3 protein-coding genes and 2 pseudogenes are annotated in these 3,701 nt (G+C 65.3%); 1 reads left to right on the top strand and 4 read right to left on the bottom strand.

Going from position 1 to position 3,701, the window contains the following annotated elements; genetic code table 11:
- Positions 1–230, bottom strand: a pseudogene (locus AC5LUJ_RS22020) (hypothetical protein); the annotation flags it as partial.
- A gap of 234 nt (positions 231–464) precedes the next feature.
- The gene (locus AC5LUJ_RS22015) at positions 465–1,349 is read right to left on the bottom strand and encodes a GH25 family lysozyme (RefSeq protein ID WP_250283535.1); all 885 of its coding nucleotides are present in this window, start codon (positions 1,347–1,349) and stop codon (positions 465–467) included.
- 449 nt (positions 1,350–1,798) lie between these two features.
- Between AC5LUJ_RS22015 and AC5LUJ_RS22010 the strand changes: the two are divergent.
- Positions 1,799–1,924: pseudogene (locus AC5LUJ_RS22010) on the top strand (IS5/IS1182 family transposase); the annotation flags it as partial.
- A gap of 28 nt (positions 1,925–1,952) precedes the next feature.
- On the opposite strand, the gene AC5LUJ_RS22005 reads toward AC5LUJ_RS22010, so the two are convergent.
- Together AC5LUJ_RS22005 and AC5LUJ_RS22000 are read right to left on the bottom strand one after the other, a co-directional pair.
- Positions 1,953–2,240: a protealysin inhibitor emfourin gene (locus tag AC5LUJ_RS22005; RefSeq protein ID WP_493465649.1), complete on the bottom strand. Its 288-nt coding sequence runs from the start codon at positions 2,238–2,240 to the stop codon at positions 1,953–1,955.
- A gap of 70 nt (positions 2,241–2,310) precedes the next feature.
- Positions 2,311–3,390, bottom strand: coding sequence for a M4 family metallopeptidase (locus AC5LUJ_RS22000; RefSeq protein ID WP_250290619.1), 1,080 nt, complete (start codon positions 3,388–3,390; stop codon positions 2,311–2,313).
- Between the last annotated feature and the right edge of the window lie 311 nt (positions 3,391–3,701).

Here is a 3,701-nt window from a genome sequence, read left to right as displayed (position 1 = left end):
GCCAGGAACAACCTCGTCGTAGCCCTCGAGCGCCTCGCCTTGACGTCCTCCCCCGCGTTACGACTCCGTTGCCCAATGCGGGCGGTGTCGATCAGCAGCGGGGTGAACCGCTGTATCCACCGGTAGACGGTCACGTGATCGACGACCAGGCCGCGTTCGGCCAGGAGTTCCTCGACGTCCCGGTACGACAGCGCGTAGCGGAGGTACCAGCGGACCGACAGCACGATCACTGCCGGTGGGGGCCGGAACCCGTGAACTCCGAGGCGGGGATCAGCGAACGGGCAGGGCGTCGACGCATCCGTCCGCCTTACCTGATCAAGAGCCCAGCGAACACAACAGACAGTGAGGATGTATGTGAACCCTGCGCCATTGGTTCCAGTCGGAGACGCGGCCCCCATCTCAGACGGATGCAGGCGAGGATACCCAATACGGATGAAACGGATTTATTTATCCTTCCGTCGTGATCACCGTCCGATCGTGTCGAGATCGGAGTCCAGGCGGGACCAGGTCCGGGTGCCGACCACCCCGTCGGCCGTCAGCCCACGCTGTCCCTGGTAGTGCACCACGCCCTCATGCGTCGCCGGCCCGAAATCGCCGTCCGGGGCCAGCCTGGACGGGTGGCCCCCCTCCCATCCCAACACGATATTCAAGGCGTTCTGGAGGGTCTGCACGGGAGCTCCCCGGTCAGGGAAGGTGCCGGTGCGGTGCGAGTCCTGGTCGCCCCGGTGGAGGGTCGGGTATCCGGCGAAACGATTGCCGGGCTGCGGCGTGGTCGGGTACCACTCGCTGTAGTCCACGCCTCCGGCGGCCTTCCCGACGCCTGGCACCGTGGCCGTGGCCGTGAACTGCCACGCCACCAGCGTCTCTTTGTCCCACCCGTGGGGGAGCATACTGTCCCGCCACGTATTGGTATACGAGGGCAGCCACAGCGGTACCCCGAAGTAGGATACTCTCCCCTCCTGGAGGAAAAATTTGCCGGAGTACAGCCATTTCTCGCCGGGCATATGGTCTATCTTGCCGAGGAAGTCGCGGGCGAGGTCGCCACGTCGACGCGCCGGGATCGCGGCCTGTTCCAGGTCGAGGATAAGGATGTCGTCAGGGTGGTAGTTTCGGTTCACCACGTTCAGAAAATGTGCCGCCTGGTCCGCAGCGTCCCATGTGGTGGCGAAATGGTAGTGGCCGACGCGTAGCCCGGTGTGGCGAGCGTCCTTAACCCACCCCTCCCACCGCTCATTGGTATACGTGGCCCCTTCCGTCGCCTTGATGACGATTAGCTCGTGTCCGGCGTCCTTGTAGACGTCGGCGTCGAAAGACGCGTTGTATATGGAGATATCAGCAAAACGCGACATGTCGCATGCACTCCTTAGATACCTATCCGACTATTCGGCTCCTCTGCAGAGGTCTCCGCACGATTATTCCCAGATTGCGTCCACATATCGCATCGCAGGGCGGCTCGCTGCCGAAGAAGACCGACAAGGATCAACAGGAAGCGATCTTGCTATTGCCGAAACCGCGTTTCCTCACAACGAAACACCCCCTGAGTGGATATTTACGTGGTTTCGGTGGGATGAATCGTTTATGCCGGCCGTAGCTTTTACGGCTTTCGCGTGGTAAAGGCGGATTCGTGCACTCCATGGTCTTGAGCGCGAGGGTCGTCAAGGGCGGAGATGCGGCCGGCTGTCTGTCTGGTTTACCGATGCGGTGAAAGCCCCTCTCCTGCCAGGGTGAGGCAGTTCCCGGCCCGCTGGTTTACCGCCGCCCCGGCCAGGGAGAAACCTCCGTCATGAGCCCACGGAAAATCAACCGCACTGGTGTTCCCTGGCGATACCTGCCCCATGGCTTCCCGGCGCACGCCACCGCGTCTCCCTCCTACGCCGCCTGGCGCGACGAGGGCATCCTCACCCGGCTCGGCCACACCCTCACCCGCCGGGGTAAGGGCGAGCAGTCCCTTGTCAGGACGGGAGCCGGCCTCGGGCGACGAGTTCTCGTACCAGCGGACGCAGCGCGGCAGGTACCTGCAGCTCGTTGAGGACCGCTGAGCGCCGCCGGCCGGCGGCGTCGGTCACGGTGAACCGGTACTGGTAGAGGTCGGCCCCCTGGGGGGGCCTTGCCGGCTGATCCCAGCCGAGGGTGTCCAGCGCGGCTTCGGCCTGCCCGGCCTGCTCCGGGTCGAGTTCGCTGGTGTCGAGGACAGCATGCAGAACCAGACCGGCGAAGCCGCCGCTACGTTCGAACTCCACACGCACCCTTCGATGATGCCCCGGGTGAGAGCCCCTGTCAGGCCAGGTCGGGTCGCGGACCCCCGTGTTGTTAGTTCAGCGGAACCTTCACCGCGTCCCAGCCGTCCCGTACCGCCTGGGCTTCGTCGCTGGTCGGACCGTATATCTGCTGTGCCTGACGGAGGGTGATCCGAGCGAACGTACGGAACTCGGGAGAGGGATGGGCGAGCTCGGGGTCCCGCAGCGTGGCATACCAGATGGCGCCCGGCGCTTCCCAGGCGAAACCGCCGAGGGTATCGGCGACGATGTAGAAGGCCCGGTTCGGGATGCCGGAGTTGGTGTGCACGCCGCCGTCGCCCGAGGCCGTGTGGACATAATGGTTCATGTCGGCTGGCTGGTCGTCGTGCCGGTTGGCGGTACCGGGTGCCTTCAGCGACCGCAGTGCCGGCCCGAACGCGGGGCCGACAATGTCCGTGCCGATCAGCCAGTCGGCATCGGAGGCCTTCTGGCTCAACCGGTACTGCTTGACCAGACTACCCATGACATCGGAGATGGACTCGTTGAGCGCGCCGGACTGACCACTGTAGACCAGGTTTGCCTCGTGCTGGGTGACCCCGTGGGTGAGTTCGTGGGCGATCACGTCGAGCCCCGCCGTCGTGCGGGTGAGCTGCTGGCCGTCCCCGTCACCGAAGAACATGCGGCCGGCATCCCAGATGGCGTTGGCGTAGTTTTCCCCATAATGGACTCCGCCGAGCAGCGGCTGCCCCTGGCCGTCGATGGAGTCGCGGTCGAAGATCCGCCAGTAGAAGTCGTACGTCGCGCCGAAGCCGTCGTACGCTTCGTCGACCGCCGGGTCACCGGTCGCCGGTTGTCCTTCGCTCCGTACCGGGGTACCCGGCGTCTGGATTTCCTGATGATGCTGGTCGTAGATGGTGCGCTGTGGCCGGCCGCCCTGCCGGCCGAACGTGGTCGGGCGGGCCTCCCGCCCCCCGGAACGGGCGGCCGTCTCGGCGCGGGCCAGCCGGAACGAGTGGTCCAACTGCAGGGTGCGTAGCGCTGCCGCCCGCTCTTCCTCGGTCTCGCCCTCGCGGACGATCCGAGCCAGCAGGTCGGGTGGGACGATGCAGTGCAACGGCCGGTGCGGCATCGTTCCCGGACGGTACATGACCATGAGAGCCCCTTCCTTCGCTTCCCTTTCGAGCGAGTCGCTCCCCGGTGTACCCATCTACGTAACTAAACGAACACAGAAGGGTGTAGATCTTCCTGAGTGAGGTCGTTGACTGGATGATCCCGGACTGCTGGCCGTGGGTTGATCGCGAAAGGGCTCCTTGTCGCTGTGTTCGCGGGTGTCGAGTCCTGAACGTGTCGCGAGCAAGGAGCCTGGGTGTCAGGGTATGGGGGTTCGCCGGAGGTGGTGCCGGCGGGTGCGTTCGAGCGGTCGGAGGAGCGGTTCGACCGGCTGCGGGTGGGGCTGTCGGGGGC

It is taken from the genome of Protofrankia sp. CiP1_Cm_nod3 (genome assembly GCF_982290655.1).
The sequence above is the reverse complement of the archived record's forward strand: the minus strand, read 5'-3'. Positions and strand labels throughout refer to the sequence as shown.